Here is a 23,333-nt window from a genome sequence, read left to right as displayed (position 1 = left end):
CTCGTCTATCCATCCTTGTCGGTTCGAAACCACATTTCGGGGTCCACTGGGCTTTCGCCCTCTCTGATCTCTATATAGAGCGTTTCTGTACGCTCTGTACCAGTGCCATCACCGCTTGTTGACAGAATTGCACCAATTTCCTGGTTTGCGCCGCCCATCAATCCAACCGGCGAGCCCGCCGGAATGACCTCGCCTGCTTGCCCATAGACCTCTTGCAGCCCGGACAGCACGATCAGCAGGTCGGGTTGCGGTTCCAGGATCACCACATTGCCAAGGTCCAAGAGCGGACCGCGATATCGTATGGTCGCGGCCGTGGGCGCAGAGACCAGCGCGCGGGGCCGAGTGGCAATCAATATTCCACTGCGGGTGACGCCAGCAGCATCGGCCTGCCCGGCCTTGCGCAGCAGGACACCCTGCACCGGCAGCGGCAGTTCGCCTTTGAGCGCGCTGATATCGGCAGAGGTCTCGGCAATCTCTCCCTCGGCAATCTCGGCCAGACCGCTGGCGAACCCATCCAGCGTCTCGGTCGACGAGACCAGGATCGCGGTGCGCACCGGGTCTTCGGTAAAGCGGCGCGGCAGGTCGGTTCGGTCGGCAATCGCCTGGCTCAGATCCGCACGCGCCTGCTGGATACCTGCCAGACCCTCTTGCAGCGTTTCGGCGGCGTTCTGCTGCAACTCGCGCAGGGTGCGCACCTCGTCCAGATCGCGCGACAGCCGGTCAACCTGCGCTTTCAGGGCCGGGGTCACCTCGGCCACCATCATGGCCGAGCGCGCCGCGCCCAGGGGGCCGGAGGGATGCAGCAGCAGGACCGGCGGCGGCGAGGTCTCGATGGTCTGCAAGACGCCAAGCAGTTGAGAAACCTCGTTTTCGCGCGCCTTGAGTTGCGCGGAAATCTGGCCTTCGCGCACGCTGGCGCGCCGTAACCCGTCGCGCATGGCGGCTAGCCCGGCCTCGAACGCCTGAACGGTATCAGTCAGGGCGCGAACCCTGTCGCGGGCGCTTTCGGCCTCGGACAGGGCAATCGACGCATCCTCTAGCATCTGCGCCGCCGCGCGCGCTGCTTCGGCCGGATCGGTCTCGGCAACGGCCGTTCCCGCCCACAGGCCAAAACTGAGCATCAGGGCGGCGCACCGGATCATGACAAAAGGCTCTTGCCCGTCATCTCGGGCGGTTTCGGCAAGCCCATCAGCGCCAGAACGGTTGGGGCGAGGTCACTCAGGCGACCGTCACGCAAAGTGGTCCCCTCCGGGCCGCCGACCAGCGCCACCGGCACCGGGTTCAGCGTGTGCGCGGTGTGCGGGCCACCGGTGACCGGGTCGACCATCATCTCGCAATTGCCGTGATCAGCGGTGACGATCATGGCACCGCCCGCCTGCTCAAGCGCGGCGATGACGCGTGTAAGCCCTTGGTCTACGGCCTCGCAGGCCTTGATCGCGGCTTTCAGATCGCCGGTATGGCCGACCATGTCGGGGTTGGCGTAATTGGTGACGATCAGGTCATAGCCCGCTCCGATCGCCTCGACGAACTTGTCGGTGACCTCGGGCGCGCTCATCTCGGGTTGCAGATCATAGGTCGCCACCTTGGGCGATTTCGGCATGAACCGGTCTTCGCCCGGTTCGGGATCTTCCTTGCCGCCGTTCAGAAAGAAAGTGACATGGGGATATTTCTCGGTCTCGGCCAGCCGGAACTGGCGCCGCCCGTGTTTGGCCACCCATTCGCCCAGCGTGTTGACGATATCGCGCTTGGGAAAGACCGTGGTCATATAGGCGTTGTGGCCCTCGGAGTATTCGACCATCCCAAGGAGCGCGGCCAGCGAGGGTCGCTGCCCGGTGTCGAAATCGGCAAAGCCCGGCTCGCCGATGGCGCGCAGGATCTCGCGGGCGCGGTCGGCACGGAAGTTCAGGCAAAAGAAGCTATCGCCATCCTTAACGCCTTGATATCCCTTCAAAATCGTGGCCGAGATAAACTCGTCGCTTTCCGACTGGTTATAGGCATGGTCGATGGCCGAATGGGCGGTCATGACCTGACGGCCCTGCCCCTTGATCATCGCGTCATAGGCTTCCTGCACCCGTTCCCAGCGGTTGTCGCGGTCCATCGCGAAATAGCGCCCGGTGACGGTAACGACGCGGGCGCCCTCGGGCAGGCGGTCTTCAAGCTCGGCCATATAGCCATAGGCCGATTTCGGCGCCACATCGCGCCCGTCGGTCACGGCGTGCAGCGCCACCGGCACTCCGGCACGGGTGATCGCCTGCGCCGCGGCCACGATATGGTTGATATGGCCATGCACCCCCCCATCCGAGACCAGCCCCATCAGATGTGCCGTCCCACCGGAAGACTTTGTTTTTGCAATGAAATCCTGAAGTGCCGCATTGTCGAAAAACGACCCGTCCTCGATCGCGAGGTCGATCTGGCCAAGGTCCATCGCCACCACCCGGCCAGCACCGATATTGGTGTGGCCGACCTCGGAGTTGCCCATCTGCCCGCTGGGCAAGCCAACGTCGGGACCGTGGGTGATCAGTTTTGCATGGGGCCCCTTGCTCATGATCGCGTCAAAGGTCGGGGTATGCGCAAGGTGGGGCGCGTTGGCGCGGGTGTCGTCGGAGAGGCCCCAGCCATCGAGAATGCACAGGACAACGGGTTTGGGGGCGGTCATTTCAGGTCTCCGGAAACTGCTCTGGGCGACTTCTACCCTGTGGCCGCGCGGGGGTGAACCTGCTTTTTTGTCCCGCACATTTTTGGATATTGACCGTTTTGTACAGCATTCCGGGACCCGATTGACCGTTTTGTACAGGTTTTCCAGCGGGTTTTTCCGGCGCAAAAGCGACCGCGAGGTCGCGGCCCCGGCGCGGTTTTCCGACCGCCAACTGTCGTGTTCCGGCAAGCCGCCGCTTGCAATCGCGGGTCAAGTGGCGGCAAGTGGCGGCTGTCGTCAGTCATGGTCGCCGAAAGCATTCAGGGAAGGTTCGGATGAAGTTCATTCACATTACAGACACCCATCTTGTCGGCGACGGTCAGCCGTTGAATGGCGGGGTGCCGTCGGCGCGGCTGGATGCCTGTCTGGATGACATCGCGCGCTGGCATGGCGACGCCGCGTTCTGCGTGATCTCGGGGGATCTGGCCGAGTTTGCCGAGGCCGAGGCCTACCGGGTGCTCAAGGCTCGGCTCGACCGTTTCGCCCTGCCCTGTTTCCTGATGATCGGCAACCACGACGACCGCGACGTGTTCCTGTCGGTGTTTCCAGACCATCCGAAAGACGAGCACGGGTTCATCCAGCACCGGTTCGAGACCGGCGAAGGCGTTTTCCTGTTCCTCGACACCACCCGCGACGGGCGCGACAATCACGACGGGCAGTTGTGCCCGGCGCGGCTGAGCTGGCTTCGCACGCGGCTGGAGGAGGCCGGGGACAGACCCACTTACCTGTTCCTGCATCACCCGCCCTTTGGCATCGGCATTTCTTATGTCGATGATATCCGCCTGGCCGACGCGGATGCCTTTGCCGAGGTACTGGGGCATGGGCGCAATATCCGGCACGTGTTCTACGGGCATGTGCATCGCATGACCTATGTGAACTGGCGCGGCATCCCGTTCACCAGCCTGCCCAGCCTGAACCACCAGGTGCCGCTGATCCCGGCCAGCGTGGCGGGCGAGTTCTGCGACGAGCCGCCCGCCTATGGTATCGTGCAGATCGCGGACGATCAGATGACGGTGCATTTCAACACTTTCCTTCAGCGCAACCCGCTGCACCAGACCTGAGGCATGGAGGCGTACTGGACCGCCCTCGTCCTGGTCTCGGCCGCGACCCACCCGTTGCGCGACCTGACGCTGAAGGGCGCGGCGCATCCGGTGTCGTGCTATGTCGGGGTGTCGGTGATCTGGGTGCTGCTTGCGGCGGGCCATGCATGGATCAGCGGGACCGCGCTGAGCCTGCCGCGGGAGACCTGGCCGTTTGTGATCGTCTCGGCGCTGGGGCTGGCCTTGTATTACTATGGCACATTGTCGGCGCTGCGGCGGGGCAATCTGTCGGTCTATTACCCGATCGTCCGGTCCTCGCCGGTGGCCATCGTCGCGTTCAGCTGGCTGGTGCTGGAGCGGGACTATGCCTCGCTGGCCCTCTTGGGGATCGCGCTGGTGCTGCTGGGCAGCCTGATGATCCAGAAATCGCCGGGCGGGCTGTTGCAGGATCGCCGGGCCTTTGGCCTGGCGGTGCTGGCGATGCTGGGCTCGGCCGCCTATTCGCTGAGCGATGCGGCGGCCATGCAGCAGGTTTCGCCCGCGCCTTTTCTGTTCTTTACCTATATCCTGGTGGTGCTGATGCTGTCGGGCATCCGCGCCTGGGAGGATCGCGCCGCCGAGGCGCCGTTTCTGGGCGTGGTGCGCGGCTGGGCGCTGGCGCCCGGGCGGATCGTCTTTGCCGGGGTCGCGTCTTATCTGTCGTACCTGCTGATCCTGAGCGCCTTTGGACTGGGGGCCGAGGCCGCCACGGTCAGCGCCGTGCGGCAGGCGTCGATCCCGGTTTCGGTGATCCTGGCGGCAGTGGTGCTGAAGGAGCCCCGGTTTCTGCACCGGATCGGCTGGGCCAGCCTGATCGGTCTGGGGGTCCTGTCGATCTCGCTGTCCTGACGAGCGGGCGCCTCGGCCCGCCAGGGCAGGATCGCGGGGCGCAGCCCCGCCCCCGGGTGCGCCTTGATTCTATGGCCGACAGCCGGTTGTACCCGACCGGTGTCGAAGTGGCGTTTCCTTTGCCCGGCAGTGGTGCGCGCCATGCGCAATGGTCAGCCTGGAACAGCCTGCGCCAGAAAGTCTGTAACCGGTGCGAGCGCCCTTGACCGAGGTGCGCCCCGCAATGCCGCCTCGGCCGGACACCAGGGATAGGGAAGGGCTGACAACCAACGCATGATGCTGTGTGTATGGTGCTGGTTCAGTAACGCCATCACCTCAATCGTAATCTTGAGTGCACCAACAAGGGGTTCGGGTTGGTTCAGGAATGTCCACGCGTAAGATCCGCATCCGACCCGGACTTCGCCGGTCTCCTTTCGCGTCATTCCCACCAACCAGTTACAGGTAAACTGTAGTGCATCGTCGGTGGGCGCCTTGGTCAGGCAGAATGTATAGACATTCTCGTTTTCGGAAGAGAACCGGCGGACCAGCGTTTGAGTAATCTCATCCAAGCCGACAGCAACGGATGGGAAGGCGATTGCATCGGTCCTTACATCCATCTCCAACCGAGCCCTCTCGGAAAAGGCCCTTTGCATCAACCAAGGTCGGTTGTTGTCCTTTGCAAGGATGTAGGTGGAGATAATATCTGCAACGCCGGTCATGGGGCCTCGTCTGCGACTCGATTGCCGTCCCCTGAATGTTAAAGTTCGCCTGCATGCTTTTCCTACGAGAAACTGGTAGCTGGGTCTTGGGATGCCGGCGCTGGCCTCTCCCCTTCCCTTTCACGCCGCCGGTGTCAGCAGGTGGCGGAGCAGCGCGACCGGGTGCGCCTTGAGGCTGAGGCGCATGGCGACGTAATCCTCGACCACCTGCTCGCCCAGCGCCATCTGCGGCAGATGCGCGGCGGGCTCGTCGATCATCTCGCCGTCGATATCCTGCGCGAAGAGCGGCAGCGGCCGGGCGGTGGTGATCGCCTTGGCGGCCCAGAGCGCGGCGCGGCGGCTGAGGCCGCAATCGGCGAAGGCATCGGCCTCGGCCAGCCGGGACAGGATCGCGGGGCCCAGCCCCGCGCGCCGCCAGACATCCTCGACCGTGCCATAGCCATTGCCGCGCGCGGCGGTGAGCCAGCTGGCGTCCTCTTCGCTGAGCCCCCTGATCTGGCGGAAGCCCAGCCGCAGCGCCAGCCCGCCGCGCCCGTCGGGTTCCATCACATTGTCCCAGTAGCTGGAATTGATGCAGACAGGGCGCACCGTGACCCCGTGTTCGCGGGCGTCGCGGACGATCTGGGCCGGGGCGTAGAAGCCCATCGGCTGGCTGTTGAGAAGCGCGCAGGCGAAGATGCCGGGATGGTGGCACTTGATCCAGGCGCTGGCATAGACCAGCAGCGCGAAGGAGGCGGCGTGGCTTTCGGGAAAGCCATAGCTGCCGAACCCCTCGATCTGGGAAAAGCAGCGCTCGGCAAAATCCGGGTCATAGCCGTTGCGGGCCATGCCACGCAGGAAGAGCGCGCGGAACTCGCTGACAGAGCCGTGTTTCTTGAAGGTGGCGAGCGAGCGGCGCAACCTGTCGGCCTGTTCGGGGGTGAAGCCCGCGCCGACGATGGCGATCTGCATCGCCTGTTCCTGGAACAGCGGCACGCCCAGCGTCTTGCCCAGCACCTCGCCCAGCGCGTCCGAGGGAAACTCGACCTTTTCCTCGCCATTCCGGCGGCGGATATAGGGATGCACCATGTCGCCCTGAATGGGGCCGGGGCGGATGATGGCGACCTCGATCACCAGATCGTAGAAATTGCGCGGCCGCATGCGGGGCAGGAAGTTCATCTGTGCCCGGCTTTCGACCTGGAACACGCCGACCGAGTCGGCGCGGCAGAGCATGTCATAGACCGCCGGATCCTCGGGCGGCAGGGTGGCTAGCGTATAGTCGGCCTGGTGATGCCGCGCGATCAGATCGAAGGCCTTGCGGATGCAGGTGAGCATGCCAAGGCTGAGCACATCGACCTTGAGGATGCCGAGGCTGTCGATATCGTCCTTGTCCCAGCAGATGACGGTGCGGTCCTCCATCGTGGCGTTCTCGATCGGCACCAGCTCGTCGAGCCGCCCCTCGGTGATGATGAAGCCGCCGACATGCTGGCTGAGGTGGCGGGGAAAGCCCACGATCTCGTAGACCAGCGCCATGGTCTGTTGCAGGCGGCGGTCGGTCGGGTCGAGCCCGATCTCGCGCATGCGCTGCGCCTCGAGCCCCTGGGTCGAGAAGAAGCCCCAGAGCTGCGAGCTGAGCGCGCTGATCGTGTCCTCGGTCAGGCCCATGGCGCGGCCCACCTCGCGGATGGCGCGCTTGCCCCGGTAATGGATGACGGTGGCGCAGAGCCCGGCGCGGTGGCGGCCATAGCGGGCATAGATGTGCTGGATCACCTCCTCGCGCCGTTCGTGTTCGAAATCGACGTCGATGTCGGGAGGTTCGTCGCGCGCCTCGGAGACGAAGCGCTCGAACACCATGGTGCCCATCTCGGGGCTGACCGAGGTCACGCCGAGGCAGTAGCAGACCACCGAATTGGCCGCGCTGCCGCGCCCCTGGCAGAGGATGCCGCGCGACCGGGCAAAATGCACGATGTCGCGGACGGTGAGGAAATAGGGCTCGTATTTCAGCTTGCCGATGAGCGCCAGTTCATGTGCCAGCATGCCCTTGACGCGGTCCGGCGCGCCCGCCGGATAGCGCCATGTCAGCCCCTCATGCGCCAGCCGCGACAGGCGCTCGGCGGGGGTCTCGGACCCGCTGACCTCGCTGGGGTATTCATAGCGCAGCTCATCAAGCGAGAAGGTCAGCATCTGGCTCAGCGCACCGGCGCGGGCCACCGCGCCCTCGTGGCCCCGGAACAGGCGCAGCATCTCGGGCCCTGAGCGCAGGCGCTGTTCGCCATTGGCCAGCGCGTCGCGGCCGAGCTGGTCGACCCGGCGGCGCAGGCGGATGGCGGTCAGCACATCGGCCAGCTTGCGGCGGGCGCCGTGGTGCAGGCGCGGTGCCGCGCTGGCCAGGGTCGGCAGGCCCAGTCGGCGCGCCTCGGCCTCGAGCGCGGCGAGGCGGGTGGCATCGGCCCCGTCATAGTGCGGTGTCAGCAGCAGGTGCATCTGCCCGGCAAAGCGGCGCGCCAGCCGTGGCACCTGTGGCCAGGCCCCGCCCGCGCCGCCCGGAGAGGGCAGCGCCCGTGGCCAGAGCAGCAGGTGGAGACCGCCCGCAAACGCTTCGAGGTCGGACAGGTGCAGGATGCAATCGCCCTTTTCCGCCCTGAGCCGCCCGGTGGACAGGATGCGGCAGAGGTTGGCCCAGCCCTGCCGGTTCACCGGCAGCACGGTGACCGGGGGCGCATCGGTGAACAGCAGCCGCGCCGCCGGGATCAGGCGCGGCACCGCGTGGACGGGAAACGAGGGCGGTTTCGGCAGATGTGCGGGACAGGGCGGGCCGATGGGCGTATGTGCCGCCTCCCAGTCCAGCCGTTCCTGCACCCGACGCGCGATCTCGCGGGCGCGGGTATGGGCGCGCACGATACCTGCCACCGAGTTGTCATCGGCAATGGCGATGGCGGGCAGGCCCAGCAGAACCGCGCGCTCCATATACTCCTCGGGATGCGAGGCCCCGGTGAGAAAGGTGAAATTCGATGTGATCGACAATTCGGCATACATGGCGAGTCGCGATTATATTCACGTTTTGTTCTCTTTTCGAGACCCATCCGTATTGGCCCGGCGCATTCCGGCCCTTTGATCCTTATTGCCCTGTCCGGTAGCGGCTGTGGCAGGCCAGGCAGGCCGACATCACCGCCGGCAGGCTGCGGCGCAGCGCGGGCAGGTTGTTGGTCCGCAGCCCCCGGGCCGCCTGGCGCGCGGCCTCGGCGCTGCGCAGGAAGGCGGGCCAGTTCTCCCATATCTCAGGGCGGGCGCGGGTGTGCCTGTCGGAATGGGGCTGTTCGAACCGGTCGGGCAGGTCGGAGAGCGCCTCCAGCAGCCGCGTGCGGGCGGCGCGGGCGGCGGCGCGGTCAAAATGGCGGCGCAGCGCGCTCATCTCACCCAGGACGGCCAGCGCCGCCTTGGCCGATTTCATCGTGGCCTGGCGCGCCAGCACCGCCTCGTCCCGGACCACGGGCTCGTCGGCGCTGACGCCGGACAGAAGCGAGACGGCCAGCAGGGCGCAGATCGCCAGCACGGCCAGGTGCCGCCTCATCTCGACAGGCCCGGCGATTCGGGATTAAGAACAAAGAGTGAACGAGAAGATGTCTGCCGCATGTCCAAACGCCGTATCCTTTCGCTGTGGTTTCCCCGCCTGGGCGCGGAACGGGTGATGCGGGCCGAACGCGGCCTGCATGCGGGCCCTCTGGCCGTGGTCGAGGAACAGTCCAACATGCAGGTTATCAGCGCGTTAAACGCGGCGGCCGAGGCGGCAGGGCTGCGCGTGGGCCAGCCGGTGCGCGATGCCCATGCGATGTGCGGCGGGCTGCTCACCCGGCCCCGCAACCCGCCCGCCGAACAGCTATTCCTGACCGCGCTCAGGCGCTGGGCGGGCAAGTTCAGCCCCTGGGTGGCCGAGGAGCCGCCCGACGGGCTGGTGGTGGACCTGACCGGCTGCGCGCATCTGTTCGGCGGCGAGACGGCGCTGTTGGGCGTGGTCGAGGGCGATTGCGCCGATATGGGGCTGAGCGTGCGGATGGGTATCGCCGACACGCTGGGCGCGGCCTGGGCGCTGGCGCGCTATGCCGGCCAGCAGCCGGGATCGGACCGATCCGGCGACGCCATCGCGCAGGAGGCGCGCGCCACCCGCGCCCGCGCCGGAAAGCGGCGGCACTGGACCAAGGGCGGCGCCGCGCCGCAGGTGGCGGCCCCCGGTGGCGGCGCGCGGATCGCGGCGCCGGGACAATGCCATGGCGTGCTGGGGCCGCTGCCGGTGGCGGCGCTGCGGCTGGAGCCCGACACGGTGGCGCAGCTGGGCCGTCTGGGCCTGCGGCGGATCGGCGACCTGCTGGGCCAGCCGCGCGCCGCGCTGGCGCGGCGGTTCGGGCGGGGGCTGGTGCTGCGGTTGGATCAAGCGATGGGCAGCGCGCCGGAGCCGGTGTCGCCCGCGCGCGCGCCCGACCGGTTCGCGGTGCGGATGACCCTGCCCAACCCGATCGGGCTGACCGAGGACGTGCTGGCCGCCATCGACCGGGTGCTGCCCGCGCTCTGCGCGCGGCTGGAGGACAAGGGGCGCGGCGCGCGGACCCTGCGGCTGGAGGCGCACCGGGTCGACCAGGCCGCCGAGGTGATCGAGATCGGGCTGGCCCGGCCCACGTTCGACCCCCATCGCATCCGGCACCTGCTGGAGATGAAGCTGGAGCGGATCGACGCGGGATACGGGATCGACATGCTGCGGCTGGCGGCGGTGCAGACCGAGCCGGTGCATGCCCGGACCCTGTCGGGCCATGCCGAGGCCGGGCGCGCGGTGCGTGACCGGCTGGCGGGCAATACCGCGCTGGACGACCTGATCGGGAAGCTGGGCGCGCGGGTCGGGCTGGAGGCGATCACCCGGATGCATCCGGCGGCCTCGCATATTCCCGAAAAGACGGCCAAGGTACTGGCCGCCGCCTGGTCGGAGCCGGCGGACAACTGGCCCGCGCCGCCGCGCCCGCGCCCGCTGCTGTTGTGGCGGCCCGAACCGGTGATGGCGCCCGACAGCCCGGCGGTGCCCGCCGGGTTCCGCTGGCGCGGGCGCAGCTGGGCGCTGGCCACGGCCACCGGGCCGGAGCGGATCGCGCCGGAATGGTGGCTGGACGATCCCGAATGGCGCAGCGGGGTGCGAGACTATTGGGTGGTGGTGACGGAACAGGGCGACCGGCTGTGGCTGTTCTATGCCCATGGCGGCTCGATGTCGCCCGGATGGTTCTGCCAGGGGTCCTTTGCCTGACGATCAGGCCGCGGGCGAAGTGTTTTTGCTGGGGCGCGCGGGGCGGGCGGGTTAGGTTGTGGCCATGACCCTGACCCCTCGCCTCGATATCCTGGGCGCCGCCCTTGCCGATACCAGCCGCGCGCGGATGCTGTGCGAACTGATGGACGGCCGCGCCTATACCAACAAGGAGCTGGCCAGCGCCGCCGGTATCACGCCGCAGACCGCCACCGCGCATCTGCGGCGGCTGGAGGAGGCCGGGCTGATCAGCGCGGCGCGCAGCGGCCGGTGCCTCTATCACCGGATCGCCGGGCCGGAAGTGGCCGAGGCGCTGGAAACCCTGTCGGCGCTGGCGCCCAGCGATCACCTGTACCGAGCGCAGCAGCGCAAGGGCGCGCGGTTGAAGATGCTGGAGGCGCGCAGCTGTTACGACCACCTGGCCGGGCGGCTGGGGGTGGGGATCGCGCAGGCGCTGCTGGCCTCGGGCGACCTGCTGCCGGATGGGGCGCAATACCGTGCGGTACCCTCGGAACGCTGGGCGAAACTGGGGGTCAGCCTGAGCGGGCGGGCGCCGCTGGCGCGGCCCTGCCTGGACTGGACCGAGCGGCTGCCGCATGTGGCGGGCCCCATCGGGCGCGAGATCCTGACCCACGGTCTGACCGCCGGATGGCTGCGGCGCATCCGGGGCGAGCGGGGCCTGGATGTGACCCCTGCCGGGGCAGCGGCGCTGCGCCAGATCCTCGGGCTGCGCTGGGAGGGCGGACAATGCTGCCCCGCCTGAGCTCGGACCGGTTCACCGCCGAGGCGGGATATCGGGTGATGGTGCAGGTGCCCGCGCCCGAGGCGGCCGCCCTGCGGGCGGCGATCCTGGCCGAGGACCCGTTGAAATGGGGCGATTACGACCAGGTCAGCCACGAGACCGGCGGCGTGCAGCGCTTTCGCTCGCTGCCCGGCGGGGTGAACGCGCCCACCGAGGCGGCGGTCGAGGTGCCCTGTCTCGAGCTGAGCTTTTTCCTGCCCGACGGGGCCGCGCGGCTGGAGCGGGTGATCCGCGCGATCTATCGCGCGCATCCCTACGAGGAGCCGGTGATCCAGGTGGTGGCCGCCCTGCGCACCTGCCATATCCGGGGGCTGGATCAGGACAATCCGAACAGGTTCTGGAACCGAGCCGATGCCGATTGGGTGCCCCGGGCGCATCGGCGCGGCGTGCCCGGCACGCCTCAACCCGGCACAGAGGATAAGCGGGAGGCTTGATTTGCCCGCAAATTGCGGCAAGCTGTAAACATGAACATGCAGCCTCCCAGCCCGTATCCCGCGGGCCCGGCCCAGACGCAGGTCGCCTTTGATAGGCGCGAATTGTCCGTCATCCTTGGCGTGTATGGCCGCATGGTGGCCGCCGGCGAGTGGCGCGATTACGGCATTTCCAACCTGACCGACGTGGCGGTGTTCTCGGTGTTCCGGCGCACCGCTGAACACCCGCTCTACCGCATCGAAAAGCGACCGCGCCTGCGGGGGCGACAGGGTATGTATGCGGTTGTGGGCATGGACGGACGTATCCTGAAGCGCGGTCACGATCTGAAATCGGTGCTGCGGGTGCTGGAACGCAAGCTGATCCGGGTGGTGAACCCGGACTGACGCCAGAGCATATCCTGCCCGGCCAGAGGACCGCCAACGGTTAATGGCGGCCGGGTGTTGGAGGGGGCAAGATGGAACGGCGTATCGCTGCAATCCTGGCCGCCGACATGGTCGGCTTCAGCCGCCTGGTCGAGCTGGACGAGGCGGGTACGCTGGCGCGGCAGAAACGGCACCGGCTGGAGCTGATCGACCCCACCATCCGCGACCACCACGGGCGGATCATCAAGCTGACCGGCGACGGGCTGATCGCCGAGTTCAACTCGATCGTCGAGGCGATGCAGGCCGCCGTGCTGGTCCAGCGCGCCATGATTGCGCGCGAGGCGGAGGTGCCCGAGGACCGGCGCATCCGCTACCGCATCGCCATCAACCTGGGCGACGTGGTGTTCGACGAGGGCGACATCTATGGCGACGGGGTGAACATCGCCGCCCGGCTGGAGGCGCTGGCCGAACCGGGCGGCATCGTGGTGTCGGGCACCGCCCATGACATGCTGAAATCGCAGGTCGAGGTCGGGTACCGGCCGCTGGGCGAGAAACGGCTGAAGAATATCTCGACCCCGGTGCGGGTGTTTCAGGTCACGGATGGCCCTGTTGCACCCCATGGAGGGGCCGTACTCGGTCGGTTCACGCGCCCGGCGCTGGTCTTGCTTGCTGCGGCGGTCGCGCTTGGTGTGCTGGGCTGGGTCTGGACGCGGCCGGATTTCACCCCGGTCGATCCGGAGGAAATGGCGCTGGAATTGCCGAAAAAGCCATCAATCGCGGTGTTGCCCTTTGAAACGCGCGGCGAGGCGGGATCGCAGGGCTGGGTGGCGGATGCGATCACCGAAAGCGTGATTTCAACCCTGTCGTTTTCACCCGACATGCTGGTGATCGCGCATTCGACGATGAACCAGTACAAGAACCGGCAGGTGAACGCGACTGACGTCGCCCGCGACCTGGGCGTGCGCTATATTCTCAGTGGCAGCGTGCTGCGCTCTGGCGAGACGCTGCGCGTGACCACCGAACTGGCCGACGCGATCAAGGGTCAGCAAATCTGGTCGATCCGCGAGGACAGCACCATGGACGATCTGCTTGCCTTGCAGGACGGGATATCCCAGCGGGTGTTCGAAGAGCTATCTGTGTCGCTGACCGTGGGCGAAGGCACCCGGACATGGCTCGAAAGGTCGGGCAGTTTCGAGAATTATGTCGCCATGGTCCAGGGTCGGGCCGAGTTTCAGAAGTTCAGCCCCGAAGGTCATGCGAATGCCGAACGCCTTTGGGGCGCGCTCTATCGCAAGGATCCCGACCGGGCGAACACAAACTACCTTATGGGCTGGCTTTTCTGGCAGAAGCTAACGCTTGGCCTGTCCAACGATCCGGCAACGGATTGGCAAAAGGCGATGGATTTTTCCTCACATGCCATAGAACTGGAGGAATACGGGGATTTTTTCACCCTGGCCGCGATCCTGACGCAAGTAGTGGGCCAACATGACGAGGCCATCGTGCTGGCCGACAAGGCGATTGCGCTGGCGCCGGGCAGCGCCGACGCAAACGCGCTGGGCGGGTTGGTCAAGGCGACATCCGGACAGCCACGCGAGGGGCTGGAGCTGATGGAGCGGGGCATGCGGCTGGAGCCCGACTATCCCGAGTGGCTGCCTGCCTCCGTCACCTATGCCCGTCTGGAACTGGGCCTCTACGACGAGGCCAGGAAACTGGCGCGCGAGGTTCTGGCATCCGACATGAACGATGTCCGGGCCAAGCCCCAGGCGCAATCCGTGTTGGTGGTCGCCGCTGTCTTCGAAGGTGACATGGCGGCGGCGCGCAAAGAGGCCAAAAAGCTTCTTGAGATCTTTCCGCAAGCCAGCGCTGCCTATTTCAGGCAAATTCGGGCGGCCCACCGGGACCAGTCGTTCCTGGAAAGATACCTCGATGCGCTGGTTCAGGCCGGTATACTCGAGAGTTGAGCAGCAGGGCTGATCCGGATGGCCAAGGCCGCATGACGTCCCGCCTGTGGCCCGGGCGGACGCCTCCGGCGGAAGTATTTGTCACCAGAAAGAAACCCTGATCGCTCTTGCTTCTTTCTGGTCGGAAATACTCCGGGGGTCTGGGGGGCTGGCCCCCCAGCGCACGCTCTGCCGCATGCCCGGTCAGGAATTTTCCTTGAGCAGGCGCTGTTTCTGGCGGTTCCAGTCGCGCTTGGCCTCGGTTTCCCGCTTGTCGTGGATCTTCTTGCCCTTGGCGATGCCGAGCTTCATCTTGGCGATGCCCTTGTGATTGAAATAGAGCACCAGCGGCACCAGCGTCATGCCCTTGCGCTGGGTCGCGTTCCAGAAATCGGCCAGCTGCTTGCGCGAGACCAGCAGCTTGCGGCGGCGGCGTTCCTCGTGGCGGAACATCTTGGCCTGTCCGTAGGGCGGGATGTAGGAGTTGACCAGCCAGAGCTCGCCGTTTTCCACGGCGGCGTAGCTGTCGGCGATATTGGTACCGCTGCCGCGCAGCGCCTTGACCTCGGACCCTTCGAGCACGATGCCGCATTCGACGTCGTCCTCGATCGCGTAATCGAAGCGCGCGCGCCGGTTCTCGGCAATCACCTTGTAGTTCGGGTCTATCTTTTGCTTGGCCATGGGGGGCAGATTTAGGCGCGTTACGGCGCCCTTGCAAGCGGGGTGGCGCGGTTTCGAGTTGCCAGCCGCCGAGCGCCGCTGCACAAACGGGGTAAACGGACCGGGGCGAGGCAAGGCGGATGCGCGTATTGATCCTGCAACATGCGGAGTTTGAACATGCCGGGCGGTTCCGGGCGCTGTTTGCGCGTGAGGGGATCGAGACGCGAGCCGTGCTGATGCCCGAGGTGGAGCGCCTGCCGCCACTCGATACATTCGACGCGCTCTGGGTGCTGGGCGGCGTGATGCAGGTCTGGGAGACCGACAAATATCCCTGGTTGGTGGACGAGCTGGACCTGATCCGCCGCGCGGTCGAGGCGGGCAAGCCCTATTTCGGGATCTGTTTCGGTCACCAGTTGCTTGCTGCCGCGTTGGGCGGCGAGGTGGGGCCGGCCGAGGTGGCGGAGTTCGGGGTGATCCCGGTGCGCCGGTCCGGGCCGCAGGCGGGGTTGCTGGAGGGACTGCCCGAGGAATTCCCCGTGTTCAGTTGGCATTCGGCCGAGATCAAGGCGCTGCCGCCGGGCTATGCGCCGCTGGCCGAGACCGGCGATTGCGGCAACCAGCACATGACCGGGAAGGGCGCGGTGGGCTCGGTGCAGTTTCATCCCGAGATCGACACCGCGACGATGCGTGACTGGTTCGCCAGCCCCGGCGTGATCGAGGATCTGACACCGAAGTTGGGCCCCGACCCGGAGCGGGTGATGATCGAGAGGCTGGAGCGGCACGAGACAGAGTTGGCGCAACTGGCCGAAACCCTGTTCATGAACTGGCTGGCGCGGGCCCGCGCCAGCCTTGGCTGAGGTTACGCCTCCCAGACCGGGACGCCTTCGCTGAGGGTTATGGCCGCGCGGGCCTGGTCCAGCTCCTCGGGCGGGATCGCCTCGAGGTCGCGGTCCATGATCACGATATCGGCGAGGTAGCCCGTGGCCAGCTTGCCGGTGCGATCCTCGGCAAACCCGGCATAGGCGCCGCCCCAGGTGTAGCCGTGCAGCGCTTCGTGCAGGGTGCAGGCATGGGCGGGATCGCCGTCGCGCCAGGGCTGGCGCATCACCGCCGCCTTGACCCCGCGCAACGGGTTCAGGTCCGAGACCGGCCAGTCCGAGGCGAAGGCGATGGGTACGCCCTGCGCCCGCAGGTAGGAGACCGGAAAGGCCCAGGGCCAGCGCGCCGCGCCCACCTTTGTTGTCCAGGGATCGAGCGGGAAATCCATCGCGCCGGGCGGGTGCGGTGGCTGCATCGAGGCGACCACGCCCAGTTCGCGGAAGCGCGGCAGGTCGTCGGGATGCAGCACCTCGATATGTTCGATCCGGTGGCGCGAATCGCGCGGGCCGTTGGCGCGGCGCGCGGCCTCGTACCCGTCGAGGACCCGGCGCACGGCGCCGTCGCCGATGGCATGGACCGAAATTTGCAGGCCGCGCCGGTCGGCCTCGATGGCGGCCTCGGTGAAGCGTTCGGCCGAATGCAGCGGCTCGCCGCGCCAGCCGGGGCGGTCGGCGTAATCCTCGATCATGACGGCGGTGGAGCTGTCGACCACCCCGTCCATGAACATCTTGACCCGCCGCGCGCTGAGCCGGTCGGTGGCGAACTCGGCGGCAAGCTCGGACGCCTCGGCCAGCGACGAGACCGGTTTCGACGGGGTCAGGTGGAACGGGATCTCGGTCCGGCAGATCAGATCGCCCGCCTGTTCGATCTCGTGCAAGAGTTCAAGCTGGTAGCGGTTGCCGTCCATGTTGTGCAGGCTGGTGAAGCCGTAGGAGGCGCAGAGTTTCAGCCCGTCGCGCATCACCGCCAGGTCCTCGGCCCGTTGCACGGGGGTAGGCGGCGTTTCAGGTTCGACGCCCAAGAGGCCCAGGCTTTCGCGCCCGCCCGAGGAGCGCAACGCCAATACCGGGTCAAAAGCCGCGTGTTCGCGCAGCTCGCCCGCGGCGGTGCCGTCGGGGGCCATCACCACCTCGTTGCCGGGCGGGGTGTCGCGGCCATGCATCAGACCGGCGGCGGTCAGCGCGGCGGTGTTGGCCCAGGCGGTGTGGTGATCGCCCGCAAACAGGATCAGCGGCCGGTCGGCCAGCGCCTGGTCGAGCAGTTGGCGGGTGGTGGTGACGCCCTCGCCGAACAGGTTGTAATCGGCGGCCTTGCAGATCAGCAGCGCCTCTTGCGGATTGGCCTTGGCATAGGCCTGCACCTTGTCGCGCAGCGCGGCCAGGCCGTGCACACCGTCGAGTTGCAGGAAACGCTGGCCGAAGGCTCCGGCGAAAAGATGCAGATGCGCCTCGACCAGGCCGGGCAGCACGGTGCCGCCCTGCGCGTCGATCCGGCGCGCGCCGGGGGCGGCCAGTGCGGCGATATCGGCGTTTGAGCCGACCGCCAGAATGCGCCCGCCCGAGATGGCAAGCGCCTCGGCCCGGGGGGTGGCTGGATCCATCGTCAGGACCCGACCGTTCAGGATCACCAGATCGGCGTTGCTCATCGAGCTTCCTTTGTGCGTTTGAGGGGAGAGGTGGCGGCGAAGCCGTCGTCGAACACGAGGGCGACAAGCGCGGTAATGGCCTGCATGACCTCGGCCCGATGGGTGTCGAACGTCATCGCGTCATTCTTGATGTAAGAGAAATAGCACATAGTCCAGGTGTCATAGAACAGCCGCGACAGCACATCCGGGTCAGGCGCTGTGCCATTGCGCAGCACCATGTCGTAATCGCTCATGAACGTACCGATCAGCTTGCGGAGCTCTTGATCCGAATTGGTGAACTGGCGTTCGAACTCGGATTGCGGGCGGCGGATATTGGCAGCCTCGGCATAGCGCCAGACCCGCTTTCCGGCGATCTGCATGGTCTTGGCCGTCAGGTCGACAAGGAAGGCACCCAGAACCTCGGCAAAGGGCTGGCCGGTTTCGCGTGGCAGGTTCATGTGGTTGGTTCGCTCGCGCTCTGCCCCTTCGAAGATCAGCGCGCTGAGGATGTTTTCCTTGGACCCGAAGTAGTTCGACACCGTGGGCGGCGAAACCCCGGTCTCCTGCGCGATGTCGGCCAGTGTCGTTGCATCGAAGCCGTTGACCGCGAACAAGTGCCCGGCGGCATCCAGAATCTCTTGCCTGCGCCGAGCCTTCTTTCGACCGCGCAGACCGGTTTCGGAGCTGTCGCCCGGGTCGACCTGATCACTATTTGGGCGCTCGAATGCCAAGCCGATTTCCCATGCAAAAAAGTTTTTCTAAGAAAATTTTTTTATTGACTAAAATATTTTTGTCAATAGCACTTTATTGCAGGCAAGTGTTCAGCGCACGGCAACCCAAAGGGCGTTCATGATCGAAATCGACAAGGTGACCAAGACTTTTGGCGCGGGTGACGTGGCCTTTACGGCACTCCGCGACGTGAGCGTCACGATCCGGGAAAACGAGTTCTTTACCCTGCTGGGTCCGTCGGGCTGCGGCAAGACCACATTGCTGCGCCTGATCGCGGGGTTCGAACCGCCGACCATCGGCGCCATCCGGCTGAGCGGGCGCGACATCACCCGGCTGCCGCCGAACCAGCGGCCGGTGAACACGGTGTTCCAGAACTATGCCCTGTTCCCGCATATGAGCGTGGCGGGCAATATCGCCTTTGGGCTGGAGATGCTTGGCAAGCCCAAGGACGAGATCGCAAAGACGGTCGACGAGATGCTGCGGCTGGTGCGGATGGAAGAGCTGAAGCATCGCAAGACCTCGGAAATCTCGGGCGGGCAGCAGCAGCGGGTGGCGCTGGCCCGGGCGCTGGCGCCGCACCCCGAGGTGCTGTTGCTGGACGAACCGCTGAGCGCGCTGGATCTGAAGCTGCGCAAGGAGATGCAGATCGAGTTGAAGCGGTTGCAGAGCGAGACCGGGATCACCTTTGTCTTTGTGACCCATGACCAGGAAGAAGCGCTGACCATGTCGGACCGCATCGCGGTGATGAGCGGCGGGCGCATCCTGCAAATCGGGAACCCGCGCGAGATCTACGAGCGGCCCTCGGAACGGTTCGTGGCGAACTTCATCGGCGAATCGAACTTTTTGAACGGACAGTTGTCAGCCGGGTCGGTGACGCTGGAGGCGGGCGGGACATTCACGGTCCAACCGCCGCAAGGCGTGGCCGACGGCAAGGTCAGCGTGCTGATCCGGCCCGAACATGTGACCGTGGCAGGAACCGGCGCCGAAGGTGCCGCGCTGACCGCCACGGTGGAAAACGTGGTCTATTCCGGCGAAGCGACCGTGGCGCATCTGAAACTGAAGACCGGCGAGGCGATCAAGGCCCGCGCGTCGAACCTGCCCGGGGCCAGCGGCCTGCTGGAGACGGGTGCGCAGGTGGGCGTGTCGGTGGCGCCGGGCGCGGTCACGGTGCTGGTGGACTAGGCGCATGAGCGAACAGGCCGCATATCGCCCCGGAGAGCTGGAAGCCGAAGCCCAGGCCGCCGACAACCGCAGCCGCTGGATGCTGGCGCTGCCGGCGGTGGTTATCATCACGCTGGCGGCGGCGGGGCCGCTCATGGTGATGGTGGTCTATTCCTTTCTGACGCCGGGCGATTACGGCAATGTCGTTTGGAAGTTCTCGCTGGAAGGCTGGATGAACACTCTGGTGCAGCGGGACATATTCGACGACACGCTGATCTGGGCCGATGCGCATCTGTCGATCTTCTGGCGGTCGTTCTCGCTGTCGCTGATCACCACGGTGCTGACGTTGATCTTTGGCGTGCCGACGGCGTGGTTCATCGCCACCCAGCCACCCGGCAAGCGCGAGTTCTGGCTGTTCCTGATCACCGTGCCGTTCTGGACCAACCTGCTGGTGCGGACCATCGCCATTCAGGAATTGCTGCGGTCCGAAGGGGTGATCAACCTTGTCCTGCTGAAACTGGGGATCATCGACGCGCCGATCCAGATGATGTTCACCAATTTCGCCATCGGCTTCGGCATGACCTATGTCTATCTGCCGCTGATGGTGCTGCCGGTCTATGCGGCGGTGGACAAGCTGGATTTCCGCCTCGTCGAGGCGGCGCATGACCTGTATGCCGGGCGTTGGACCGCGTTCCGCCGGGTGATCCTGCCGCTGATCAAGCCGGGCATCATCGCGGGCTCGATCCTGGTTTTCATCCCGTCGCTGGGCGCCTATGTGACGCCCCGGGTGCTGGGCGGCGGCAAGAACCTGATGTTCGGCAACCTGATCGAGTTGCAGTTCGGTCAGGGCCGAAACTGGCCGCTGGGAGCGGCGCTGTCGCTGATGCTGATGGCGGCGGTGATGATCGCGCTGATGTGGTATGTCCGGGTGACATCGAGGGAGCAATCCGATGGCTGAATCCCGCACGCAGAAACCGCCAAAGGGCTATTCGGTCCGCACCCTGCCCGGCTTCGCCATCGTGGCCATCTTTACCCTGATCACGCTTTACGCGCCGATCGCGATCCTGGTCACCTTTTCGTTCAACGCCGGCACCTCGATGGCGATCTGGGAGGGGTTCAGCCTGCGCTGGTACCAGCAGGCCGTCGCCAACGAGGCGGTGCAGGATGCCGCCGTGCGGTCACTGTTCCTGGCGCTGGTCGCGGCCTCGGTGGCGACGGTGGCCGCCACGATGGCGGCGCTGGCCACCACCCGGACCCGCCATTTCCCCGGCAAGACGATGATCTATGCGCTGATCAACCAACCGCTGATGGTGCCCGAGATCGTCACCGCCGTGGCGTTGTTGATCGTATTCGCGGCCATCAAGGTCTGGACCGGGCATACCAGCATGATCTACCTGATCGTGGCCCATACCGCGTTCTGCGTGCCCTTTGCCTATCTGCCGATCCGCGCCCGGCTGGAGACCATGGACCTGTCGCTGGAGACCGCGGCGCAGGATCTTTATGCCTCGCGCTGGCTGACCTTTCGCCGGGTAACCCTGCCGTTGATGTGGCCGGGGATCGTGGCCGGGCTGATGCTGGCCTTTGTCATCTCGCTGGATGACGTGGTGATCACCGAATTCGTCAAATCCGCCGGGCAGGAGACCCTGCCCACCTATATGCTGGGGCAATTGCGCCGCGTGGTCACGCCCGAGGTCAACGCGATCTCGACCGTGATCCTGCTGGCGGGCGCAATCCTGGTATCGTTGTTTTTCCGCCTGACCTCGAAACGGGGCTAGGCGCATTTCAACCGGCCGCAAGAGCCGGGACCAATCGTGAACGGACCAACAAGGAGAGAACATCCATGAGACACGTACTTGCCGCGGCATCCGCGCTGGCCCTGATGGCCGGGGGCGCCTATGCCAAGGAACTGAACATCTATAACTGGGGCAACTACACCAACCCCAAGCTGATCGAGAAATTCGAGGCCGAGACCGGCATCAAGGTGACGATCACCGATTACGACAGCAACGACACCGCGCTGGCCAAGGTCAAGGCGGGCGGTCACGGGTTCGACATCGTGGTGCCGACCCATACCTATGTGCCGATCTGGATTTCCGAGGGACTGTTGGCCGAAACCCGCCCCGACCAGATGGAAAACTTCAAGAACATGGACGCCAAGTGGGTCGATGTGGATTGGGACCCTGGCCGACATTACACCGTGCCATGGCAGTGGGGCACCACCGGCGTTGTGGTGAACACCAAGTACTACAGCGGCGATATCAACACCTCGGCCATCTTCCTTGATCCGCCTGAGGAACTGCGGGGCAAGATCAACGTGGTGCCCGAAATGGGCGACGTGATGGTCATGGCGATCATGTATGCGGGCGGTGAACCCTGCACCGACGACAAGGAAGTATTGAAGAAGGTTCACGAGACGCTGCTTAACGCCAAGCAGCATTGGCTGGGCATGGATTACGGCAACCTGGAGAAATTCGCCAAGGAAGACCTGTGGGCGGGTGTGAACTGGAACGGCTCGACCTTCCGGATGCGGTTGCAGAACGAGGCGATCGCTTATGGCTATCCCAAGGAAGGCTATCCACTGTGGATGGATTCGGTCGCGGTTCTGAAGGACGCCAATAACATGGACGAGGCCAAGGCGTTCCAGAACTTTGTCATGGACCCGGAAAACGCGGCGCTGATTTCGGAATTCGCGCGGTATGCCAACGGGATCTCGGGATCCGAAGCCTTCATGCCCGAGGACATGATGACCGCACCCGAGATCGTGATCCCCGAAGAGTTGAAGGCCGCCGGCAAGTTCAACGGCACCTGCGCGCCGGAGACACAGGCGCTCTATACCCGGATCTGGACCGACCTTCAGAAGTAAGGTTGTGAGACAGGAAAGGGCCCGGTTGCGGGCCCTTTCGCTGGCCCTTTTTTCGAACAGGGCGACAGCCTTCTGAGAGGAACAATGACCTTCTATCGCAATGCCGACCCGCAGGCGCCGATCCTGCGGGGCAAGGAGCCGCTTGGCTGGCGCCTGCCACCCTATGACTGGGATCGGGCACCCTGGAACCGCTGGACCTTCCAGAACATCCGCATGTGTGTACCGACCGAAGAGATCGCGCGCGGACCCGACGCGCTGGAGTGGCAAGAGGCGCCGCAGGACCTGTCGGGTGTCGCATTCACCGGCTGGGACGGCAAGCCGATGACGCTGGCGGATCTGCTCGCGGACTATGCCGACGGGTTCCTGGTGGCGCATCGGGGCCGCATTCTGCACGAAAGCTATCATAACGGGATGACGCGCGGGTCGCGACATCTGCTGATGTCGGTGTCGAAGTCGATCACCGCGACCACCGTCGGCATCCTGATCGACCGGGGCCTGCTGGACCCCGCAGCCCCGATGACGGAATACCTGCCCGAACTGGCGGCGACGGGCTGGAAGGGCGCGACGCTGCAACAGGTGCTGGACATGACCACGGGCGTCCGGTTCGTCGAGGATTACGAGGATCCCGATTGCGATGTGGCGCGGCTGGAATTTGCCTCGGGGTGGAAGCCGCTGCCGCCGCATATGGCGCCGGGCTCCTGTCCGGACAACACGTGGGATTACATTTTGTCGCTGACCGAATGCGAGGCCGCGCATGGGGCGCGGTTCAGCTATCGCTCGATCGAGACCGATCTCTTGGGCGTGCTGATCGCGCGGGTGAGCGGTCAGTCGTTTGCCCGGACGGTGTCCGAGGTGTTGTGGGCGCCGATGGGCGCCGAGACCGGGGCCTATGTCACCGTCGACCGCAACGGCACCCCGCTGGCCGATGGCGGCATCTGTGCCAGCCTGCGCGATTGCGCCCGGTTCGGCCAGACCATGCTGGACGGCGGCCGCGCCGGTGGGCGGCAGGTTATCCCAAGCGCCTGGATCGAGGATGTGCGGGGCGGCGATCACGGGCGGTTCGACGATCAGAGCCGCGAGTTCATGCCCAACGGGCGCTATCGCAACATGTTCTGGATCCGCGACGTCGCCCGGCCCGTCCATATCAGCTTGGGGATTTATGGGCAGGTCATCTACGTCGACCCTGAGCACGAGCTGGTGGTCGCCTGCCAGTCGAGCTGGCCCGAGTCGCTGTCGGATAGCCGCCATTCCAACACCATGCGGGCAATCGACGCGATTGCCGCCGCACTCAGCTGAAAGG

21 protein-coding genes are annotated in these 23,333 nt (G+C 65.9%); 13 read left to right on the top strand and 8 right to left on the bottom strand.

Annotated elements, in window-relative coordinates; genetic code table 11:
* Positions 1-5: 5 nt before the first annotated feature.
* Positions 6-1,142 (bottom strand): murein hydrolase activator EnvC, encoded by a 1,137-nt coding sequence (locus G0P99_RS14010; RefSeq protein ID WP_164130829.1) that lies wholly within the window; start codon positions 1,140-1,142, stop codon positions 6-8.
* Positions 1,139-2,656, bottom strand: coding sequence for a 2,3-bisphosphoglycerate-independent phosphoglycerate mutase (gpmI, locus tag G0P99_RS14005; RefSeq protein ID WP_164130827.1), 1,518 nt, complete (start codon positions 2,654-2,656; stop codon positions 1,139-1,141). Before gpmI ends, G0P99_RS14010 begins: the two co-directional genes overlap by 4 nt.
* Before the next feature lie 314 nt (positions 2,657-2,970).
* Here gpmI and G0P99_RS14000 point away from each other — a divergent pair, with 314 nt between their 5' ends.
* Positions 2,971-3,756 (top strand): phosphodiesterase, encoded by a 786-nt coding sequence (locus G0P99_RS14000; protein WP_164130825.1) that lies wholly within the window; start codon positions 2,971-2,973, stop codon positions 3,754-3,756.
* Positions 3,757-3,759: 3 nt separating this feature from the next.
* Complete coding sequence (locus tag G0P99_RS13995) at positions 3,760-4,623, top strand: EamA family transporter (RefSeq protein ID WP_164130823.1); 864 nt, start codon at positions 3,760-3,762, stop codon at positions 4,621-4,623.
* A 152-nt stretch (positions 4,624-4,775) separates the two neighbouring features.
* On the opposite strand, the gene G0P99_RS13990 is transcribed toward G0P99_RS13995, so the two are convergent.
* The 3 genes from G0P99_RS13990 to G0P99_RS13980 all read right to left on the bottom strand — a co-directional run bounded on the left by G0P99_RS13990 (position 4,776) and on the right by G0P99_RS13980 (position 8,871).
* The gene (locus tag G0P99_RS13990; protein WP_164130821.1) at positions 4,776-5,321 is read right to left on the bottom strand and encodes a hypothetical protein; all 546 of its coding nucleotides are present in this window, start codon (positions 5,319-5,321) and stop codon (positions 4,776-4,778) included.
* Positions 5,322-5,441: 120 nt separating this feature from the next.
* Positions 5,442-8,336, bottom strand: coding sequence for an error-prone DNA polymerase (locus tag G0P99_RS13985; protein ID WP_164130819.1), 2,895 nt, complete (start codon positions 8,334-8,336; stop codon positions 5,442-5,444).
* Positions 8,337-8,418: 82 nt separating this feature from the next.
* Positions 8,419-8,871, bottom strand: a complete 453-nt coding sequence (locus G0P99_RS13980; protein WP_164130817.1) for a cytochrome c — start codon at positions 8,869-8,871, stop codon at positions 8,419-8,421.
* Between the two features lie 60 nt (positions 8,872-8,931).
* Between G0P99_RS13980 and G0P99_RS13975 the strand changes: the two genes are divergently transcribed.
* The 5 genes from G0P99_RS13975 (at position 8,932) to G0P99_RS13960 (ending at position 14,138) form a co-directional block, all read left to right on the top strand.
* Positions 8,932-10,584: a DUF6504 family protein gene (locus G0P99_RS13975; protein WP_164130815.1), complete on the top strand. Its 1,653-nt coding sequence runs from the start codon at positions 8,932-8,934 to the stop codon at positions 10,582-10,584.
* A 64-nt stretch (positions 10,585-10,648) separates the two neighbouring features.
* Positions 10,649-11,344 (top strand): helix-turn-helix transcriptional regulator, encoded by a 696-nt coding sequence (locus G0P99_RS24510; protein ID WP_203583099.1) that lies wholly within the window; start codon positions 10,649-10,651, stop codon positions 11,342-11,344.
* Positions 11,329-11,817 carry a hypothetical protein gene (locus G0P99_RS24505; RefSeq protein ID WP_203583098.1) on the top strand — a complete coding sequence of 163 codons (489 nt, stop codon included), beginning with the start codon at positions 11,329-11,331 and terminating at the stop codon, positions 11,815-11,817. The genes G0P99_RS24510 and G0P99_RS24505 overlap by 16 nt, the downstream gene beginning before the upstream one ends.
* 30 nt (positions 11,818-11,847) lie before the next feature.
* Positions 11,848-12,198 carry a DUF2794 domain-containing protein gene (locus G0P99_RS13965; protein WP_164130813.1) on the top strand — a complete coding sequence of 117 codons (351 nt, stop codon included), beginning with the start codon at positions 11,848-11,850 and terminating at the stop codon, positions 12,196-12,198.
* Between the two features lie 71 nt (positions 12,199-12,269).
* Complete coding sequence (locus G0P99_RS13960; protein ID WP_164130811.1) at positions 12,270-14,138, top strand: adenylate/guanylate cyclase domain-containing protein; 1,869 nt, start codon at positions 12,270-12,272, stop codon at positions 14,136-14,138.
* Positions 14,139-14,321: 183 nt separating this feature from the next.
* On the opposite strand, the gene smpB is transcribed toward G0P99_RS13960, so the two are convergent.
* Positions 14,322-14,798: an SsrA-binding protein SmpB gene (gene smpB, locus G0P99_RS13955; RefSeq protein ID WP_164130809.1), complete on the bottom strand. Its 477-nt coding sequence runs from the start codon at positions 14,796-14,798 to the stop codon at positions 14,322-14,324.
* A gap of 119 nt (positions 14,799-14,917) precedes the next feature.
* Between smpB and G0P99_RS13950 the strand changes: the two genes are divergently transcribed.
* Positions 14,918-15,634, top strand: coding sequence for a type 1 glutamine amidotransferase (locus G0P99_RS13950; RefSeq protein ID WP_164130807.1), 717 nt, complete (start codon positions 14,918-14,920; stop codon positions 15,632-15,634).
* A gap of 2 nt (positions 15,635-15,636) precedes the next feature.
* Here the strand turns inward: G0P99_RS13950 and G0P99_RS13945 are convergent, their stop codons facing one another.
* Both G0P99_RS13945 and G0P99_RS13940 read right to left on the bottom strand, forming a co-directional pair.
* Positions 15,637-17,301, bottom strand: a complete 1,665-nt coding sequence (locus tag G0P99_RS13945; RefSeq protein ID WP_164130805.1) for an amidohydrolase — start codon at positions 17,299-17,301, stop codon at positions 15,637-15,639.
* Positions 17,298-18,011 (bottom strand): TetR/AcrR family transcriptional regulator, encoded by a 714-nt coding sequence (locus G0P99_RS13940; protein ID WP_164130803.1) that lies wholly within the window; start codon positions 18,009-18,011, stop codon positions 17,298-17,300. Before G0P99_RS13940 ends, G0P99_RS13945 begins: the two co-directional genes overlap by 4 nt.
* 118 nt (positions 18,012-18,129) lie before the next feature.
* On the opposite strand from G0P99_RS13940, the gene G0P99_RS13935 reads away from it, so the two are divergent.
* The 5 genes from G0P99_RS13935 (at position 18,130) to G0P99_RS13915 (ending at position 23,329) form a co-directional block, all read left to right on the top strand.
* Positions 18,130-19,191, top strand: a complete 1,062-nt coding sequence (locus tag G0P99_RS13935; protein WP_164130801.1) for an ABC transporter ATP-binding protein — start codon at positions 18,130-18,132, stop codon at positions 19,189-19,191.
* Positions 19,192-19,195: 4 nt separating this feature from the next.
* Entirely contained in the window at positions 19,196-20,128 is a 933-nt protein-coding gene (locus tag G0P99_RS13930) for an ABC transporter permease (RefSeq protein WP_093036005.1), read from the top strand.
* On the top strand, positions 20,121-20,945 hold the full coding sequence (locus G0P99_RS13925; protein ID WP_164130799.1) for an ABC transporter permease: 825 nt from the start codon (positions 20,121-20,123) through the stop codon (positions 20,943-20,945). The genes G0P99_RS13930 and G0P99_RS13925 overlap by 8 nt, the downstream gene beginning before the upstream one ends.
* A gap of 65 nt (positions 20,946-21,010) precedes the next feature.
* Positions 21,011-22,033: an extracellular solute-binding protein gene (locus G0P99_RS13920; RefSeq protein ID WP_164130797.1), complete on the top strand. Its 1,023-nt coding sequence runs from the start codon at positions 21,011-21,013 to the stop codon at positions 22,031-22,033.
* An 84-nt stretch (positions 22,034-22,117) separates the two neighbouring features.
* Positions 22,118-23,329 carry a serine hydrolase gene (locus G0P99_RS13915; RefSeq protein ID WP_164130795.1) on the top strand — a complete coding sequence of 404 codons (1,212 nt, stop codon included), beginning with the start codon at positions 22,118-22,120 and terminating at the stop codon, positions 23,327-23,329.
* Positions 23,330-23,333 lie beyond the last annotated feature (4 nt).

The organism is Ruegeria sp. PrR005, assembly GCF_010500245.1.
Classification (GTDB): domain Bacteria; phylum Pseudomonadota; class Alphaproteobacteria; order Rhodobacterales; family Rhodobacteraceae; genus Ruegeria_B; species Ruegeria_B marisflavi.
Note: the sequence above shows the minus strand (reverse complement) of the source record. Positions and strands in the feature narration are given on the sequence as shown.